The sequence below is a fragment of the Bacteroidales bacterium genome (assembly GCA_013314715.1).
Taxonomy (GTDB): domain Bacteria; phylum Bacteroidota; class Bacteroidia; order Bacteroidales; family GWA2-32-17; genus Ch61.
The window spans coordinates 51,698-57,933 of sequence record JABUFC010000016.1 but is presented as its reverse complement, the minus strand read 5'-3'; the positions used below and the strand labels follow the sequence as shown (position 1 = coordinate 57,933).

Here is a 6,236-nt window from a genome sequence, read left to right as displayed (position 1 = left end):
GTCATATTTCCTGATTTTTCTAATTTCATAACGCTAAAATAACCATTATTTCTGGAATTTTAAATAAAAACATCAATAAGTTATTAACAATCACATATTTGCATGTTAATAGCCTTGCAAAGGACTCATTTTAACGATATAAAATTAAAAAAATCAGAAAATAAGACCTTAGCAAAATTAGAATAAAACAATAGTAATCGTAAAAAAATCAATCTTATTTTCAATTTTTTTTCAATTATATGAGAAGAAAAAAGGAGTTTTGCAAAGGTCTCAAAGTAATATTTTTAGAAGAATAAACTCTACACCCACCGTCATACCGAGCCTGTCGAGGTATAACCATACGCAAAACAAAATGGGCAATGGGGTCATTCTTCGACAAGCTCAGAATGACGAGAGAAAGGTTGGACTCGACCAAAAAAGAAGTTTTGCAAAGGTTTCAATGATTAATTTTGGTTTAATTTGGCTTGAAAATTAAAAGAAGCTTTTTATAACTTTATAAATCGCCTTAGGTCTTCTATTTGTAAAACGTATTTATTTAGTTAAACGAGTTTTGCTCGAATATTCCTTATTTTATCAAGGTCAATTATTGTTTATTATCCACTACGATGGTCTTTTTAAAGCATCCTTTGGAAGTTTTTATTTCAATAAAGTATATTCCATTAGGCAATGTGCTTATATTAAGCATTATATTTTTTTCAATACTTTGACTATTAAAACATACTTGTCCCAATATATTCGTTAGAGCAATATGCTTAACACCTTCAGGTAGTTGATTAATAAATAATTGGTTTGCAGCTGGGTTGGGAAACACATAAATATCGGTATTCGACAAATTATTTACAAAAAGTAGAGGATCATAACGAACTTCAATAATATTAGATGGTCCATTTTTAGTTATTTTCACTACATGACCTTTCATTCCATTAGCCAACCAATAATATTCGTAACTAACAGGTCGATTTATGGTATATCCAAAATTCATTGATTCACTAAATATTGTATCGGTAATATTCACCGTTTCCTTTACACGAATGGCATTGTAAGTGCCGAAAGGAGTTATCAGCGTCCCCCATCCATCGGCTATATGTTTGCGATTGATCGTTTGTCCATAATAACCATAATTGGGGATTGATAAGCCATATGAAGAAACCGACGAATCAGTTGTTCCATAAGTTAAAGGTAATTTAAAATATAATTCAGGATAGTCATATTTTACCGGTGTTTGAACCCCATTGATAGTGGCTCCAAAACCAGCCTTACGATAATAAGAACTCGTTTTTTTATAAAAATCATAATAATCCGATACGGTTATTCCAACCCCCAAGCTTGGCGGAGTTTGATTTATAAAGGCTAAATTGGCTATAGTAAAGTTAAAAATTACATTATATACAATTGGAGTTGATGTTACAGAAATAATAGTATCTGCCCGTTGATTATTAAAAGATACTTGACTAAAATCCCATACTACATTTGCCCCCGTAACATTTGAATCGAAATTATTTATAATTCCCATTTTATAATAAATAGTATCATTAACCGTCGGCAAATCGGTTTGTGTAATAGTTATTTGTGCAAATATATTTGTAAAAAAAAATAATAATATTAATGTAATTAAGTGTTTCATATAATATTAATTTTTGCTCAAAGATACAAATTCTATTTAATTGTTAGAAAAAAGGCTGCTCTTTTGAGACAGCCTCTTTCTTAAATAATTTTATTGATAATTTTAATCGTTGAATTCATATTTATATAATAATTCGGGCAACAATGGTTCAATAAGCGATAACATTTTTTGTTCTTTATCGTCGGGATTATTTTCATCGAATGTTGTTGAATTGAGTACATCGCCGTTATTTTTTAAATAAATCTGATTACCATCTACCCATAAAACATGCCCACCTGGCAATAATTGACTTAATAATGTTTTTTCTTCTGCATAACGAGGCTCGTCAAGAATAACAAGATCGGCGCCACGATGAACCATTCCAAAATCATAAATATCATCCGACTCATGCATAATCAGTGCAAAATCAACTTTAGGATGACGTAGCATGTTTTCTACGTTAGCATCATGATTGGGATTATTATAGAAATATTCGCCATTAAAATACACTCCTTTACGTGTTAAGCTGCTGAAAAATACTTTAGGATTGATTTCGTGTAATTTTGCATTAAGCAAATTAGCGAATTCTTGTGTAACATAATTAGCAGCAATTATTGGAATGCGAGAATTTTCGGGACGTTTAAAATGTGAAAGAATAATTTTGCCTGGCACATCAATGCTACCACCGTAAGCAGGAGCTAAATGCATAAATACTCCAGGACCTGCATTTATTTCGATAATTCCAAAATTACCTTCAGTCCAAGGTTTAGCAATATCTTGAGCCAAAACATCTATACCTAAACAACGCACGTTGAAATACGAAGCAATGTCTTCTACCATTTTTACATTAAGTGGGTGAATTTTATCTGTTACATTTATTGACACACCACCGGCCGAAATATTAGCCACACGACGTAAAGTAATACGCTCACCAGCTTTAGGCACATCATTTAATGTTAAGCCTTGTAATTTTAAAAATTCAATTAAATTATCATCAATCTTAATTTTACATAAAGGCGAACGAGCATTATCTAAACGAATTATTTTTTTATTTTCTTCTTCAATAAGCTTTTCAATGGTATTAATACCGTCACCATCAACATAGGCCGGAACACGCTCAAGGGCAGCCACAAATTTTCCACCTACTGCTAATAAACGGTGGTCGGTTCCATAAATTTGCTGTTGAACCAAAGCACCATCAAAATTTACTCCTTCTTCTTGAGCAGCTTTTACAATTTTTCTGAATGCCTCTAATGCTTGTGCTTCATTTTCTATTCCGGTAGTAACTCCTTGTCCTTTATGTCCAGCAACGGGCTTTACAACTACAGGGAAAGATAATTTTTTTACTGCCTCTAATACCTCTTCTTCAGTATAACAATTGGTTCCTTGAGGAGTTGGGAATCCACATTTTACAAGAAAATCGCCTACCATATCCTTATACATGGTAAACTCTGTATCTTTTATTCCGTCATTATGGAAAGTGGTAGAGCGCCCTCTGAGTTGTTTTTTCCCATAACCCCACATGAATTGATTTTCTTCGTATAGATAAATAACAGGAATATCGCGTTTTAAACCTGCTTCAATAAGCGAATATATTGTGGGTCCACCATATAAGGTTTTGTCAAATTTTGCTTGAAGCTCTTGCCATTTCTTAACGAAATCGAATTTATAATCGTCGTTGGTAATAGCATAAAACCAATCGGAAACTAAATAAACGGCTTCTTTAGCTACTTTTTTATCGAGATATTCTATGGCAACAACATACTCATCGCCATCGGTCGAAATAGAATACTTATTGATAAACAAATCTATATCCATTTTCAACGTTTCGAGCAAAACTTTGCAGAATAAGTCAATAACATACGGCGTTTCCCATTCTAAAGCTTTGGGAAAAACTTTCGAAACGTGTTCTTTAAAAAAATCAACACTATCACCAACAGGTGATATAAAAATGTTAAATACTAATGCAGCACGGTCTAAATAATAATTTGGACCCGTGTAAGCTTGAAATTTGCTTACTTTAAAATCATTTTCGCGATACATTTTAAGTTTAAACTCCTCTATTTTTTCGTTTTCGTAACCAAGTTGTTCTTTAATTTTTTCAATTAGCTGACGTGCAGCCTCTAGGTTTTTTTCGGTTTCTTCGTTTGTCATAGCTCATAAATTTTAGAACTCAAAATTAAATCATTTTTTTCAATCTTTATCAGTTTTTTTATATTTTTTTAGAATACGTATAAAACTGATAATTTGTAACTTAAAAAAAACGTATGTTAAGTAAATTTTAATTTTTTATATCTTTTAAAACAGCCTTAAAAGTTTACCAATAACCAAATTTTATTGTTAATCTTTTTCTATTATGCTCCATCGTCAAAATTGTAAATGGATAAACAAAGAAAAATAATTATTTTTGCATACAAAAAAAAACATGAGTACTTTACGTTTTCGTTCTTTAGAAGAGTCTTTTAAGCATAAACCGGTTGCTACCATAGAGATTAAATCTGTACCTGAAGAATTTGGTAAGTATGTTTTCGACAAATCTAAGATGCGTCGATATTTATCTTCAGAAGCATATAACCAAATATTTCTATCCATTGAAAAGGGTGAACGCATTTCGAGAAAAATTGCAGACCAAATAGCGTTAGGCATGAAAGCATGGGCTATAGAAAACGGAGCAACACATTATACCCATTGGTTTCAACCTTTAAATGAAGCAAGTGCAGAAAAACATGATACTTTTTTTGAGCCCGACTCAGATGGTAATGTAATCGAAAAATTTTCGGGCGATAAACTTGTACAACAAGAACCTGATGCCTCAAGCTTTCCGAGTGGCGGTATTCGAAGTACATTCGAAGCAAGAGGCTATACAGCATGGGACCCATCATCGCCAGCTTTTATCATTGGTAAAACACTTTGTATCCCCTCTATATTTATTTCCTATACAGGCGAAGCACTAGACTTCAAAATGCCACTTTTAAAGTCGATTCACGCAATTGAAAAAGCTGCAGCACCATTATGCGAATTGTTTCTCGGTAAAGAGACAAAAGTAGCCGTTACATTTGGATGGGAACAGGAATATTTTTTAGTTGACGAATCGCTATACAATGCAAGATTTGATTTAATGCTTACTGGCAGAACCTTATTAGGGCATGCATCAGCTAAAGACCAACAACTCGAAGATCACTATTTTGCCAGTATTCCAGAACGAGTTAAAGCATTTATGGCCGACTTAGAAATAGAAGCATGGCGATTAGGAATCCCACTAAAAACAAGGCATAACGAAGTTTCACCTAATCAATTTGAGTGTGCTTCTATTTTTGAATATGCCAATTTAGCCAACGACCACAATATACTACTAATGGACATTATGCGTAAGGTTGCCGAACGACATAACTTTAGAATTCTACTTCACGAAAAACCTTTTGCTGGAATAAATGGCTCTGGTAAACACTGTAATTGGTCTTTAATGACGAATGAAGGGACCAATTTACTTTCACCAGGGCATACTACCGAATCTAATCTTCGTTTTTTATCTTTTATAGCCATTGTTATTAAAGCCGTGTACGAACACTCCGACTTACTCAAAGCTTCGATTGCAACATTAGGAAACGAAGCTAGGTTAGGTGGAAACGAAGCACCACCCAATATTATAAGCGTGTTTCTGGGTAAAACGATTTCTTCTGTTTTAAACGAAATTGACAAAACGCTTTCTAAAAAAGAAATGACCGTTTCTGAAAAAAAAGCACTTCAAATTGACATTAGTAGCATACCCGAAATTCTACTCGACAATACCGACCGCAACAGAACCTCACCTTTTGCCTTTACCGGTAATCGTTTTGAATTTAGGGCAGTGGGCTCCTCTGCCAATCCAGCGGCCTCACTCATAGCCCTAAATACTGCCGTAGCTCAACAAATGATTTTGTTTAAAGAAACCTTCGACAATTTTATAAAAAAGAAATTTAATAAAGACGAGGCTCTTCTGAAAACAATACAAACGTTCTTTACTGCAAGCAAAAATATTGTTTTCGATGGAAATGGTTACTCAACCGAATGGCACGAAGAAGCAAAAAAAAGAAAATTATCAACTACTAATTCAGCCGTTGAAGCACTTAAAGCCTATATAAGCCCTAAGTCTATAAAGCTTTTTGAACAATTATCTGTATTTAAAGAATACGAATTAGAAGCACGTTACGAAGTTCGGTTAGAATTTTACATTAAAAAACTTCAAATCGAATCGCGTGTTTTAGGAAATTTAATCGATAATCATATTATACCTGCTTCATTAAAATACGAGAAGTTATTACTCGATATCATTAGCCACTATAAACAACTTAAAATGTCATCGAAACATTTTTCGATGCATACCAAACTCTTGAAAGAATTAAATACACATACACAAGCATTGTATAAATTAAAACAAGAAATGGAAAACGAACGGAAACTGGCTAATGCAGTAAACAATATTCGTCAAAAAGCTGAAATGTATGCCAACAATGTTAAACCTTATCTTGATAAAATAAGATATCATTCCGATAAAATTGAACTTATTATCGATAACGAATATTGGCCACTTCCTAAATATCGCGAATTATTATTTATTCGTTAATAACATACATCGTTATAATAAACATAAAAA

3 protein-coding genes are annotated in these 6,236 nt (G+C 32.8%); 1 reads left to right on the top strand and 2 read right to left on the bottom strand.

Annotation, left to right across the window (positions count from 1 at the left end; translation table 11 throughout):
• Positions 1–583: 583 nt before the first annotated feature.
• Positions 584–1,624 carry a T9SS type A sorting domain-containing protein gene (locus HPY79_05425; GenBank protein NSW45235.1) on the bottom strand — a complete coding sequence of 347 codons (1,041 nt, stop codon included), beginning with the start codon at positions 1,622–1,624 and terminating at the stop codon, positions 584–586.
• A gap of 102 nt (positions 1,625–1,726) precedes the next feature.
• Entirely contained in the window at positions 1,727–3,757 is a 2,031-nt protein-coding gene (locus HPY79_05420) for an acetate--CoA ligase family protein (protein ID NSW45234.1), read from the bottom strand.
• A gap of 271 nt (positions 3,758–4,028) precedes the next feature.
• Between HPY79_05420 and HPY79_05415 the strand changes: the two genes are divergently transcribed.
• Entirely contained in the window at positions 4,029–6,206 is a 2,178-nt protein-coding gene (locus HPY79_05415) for a glutamine synthetase III (protein ID NSW45233.1), read from the top strand.
• Positions 6,207–6,236 lie beyond the last annotated feature (30 nt).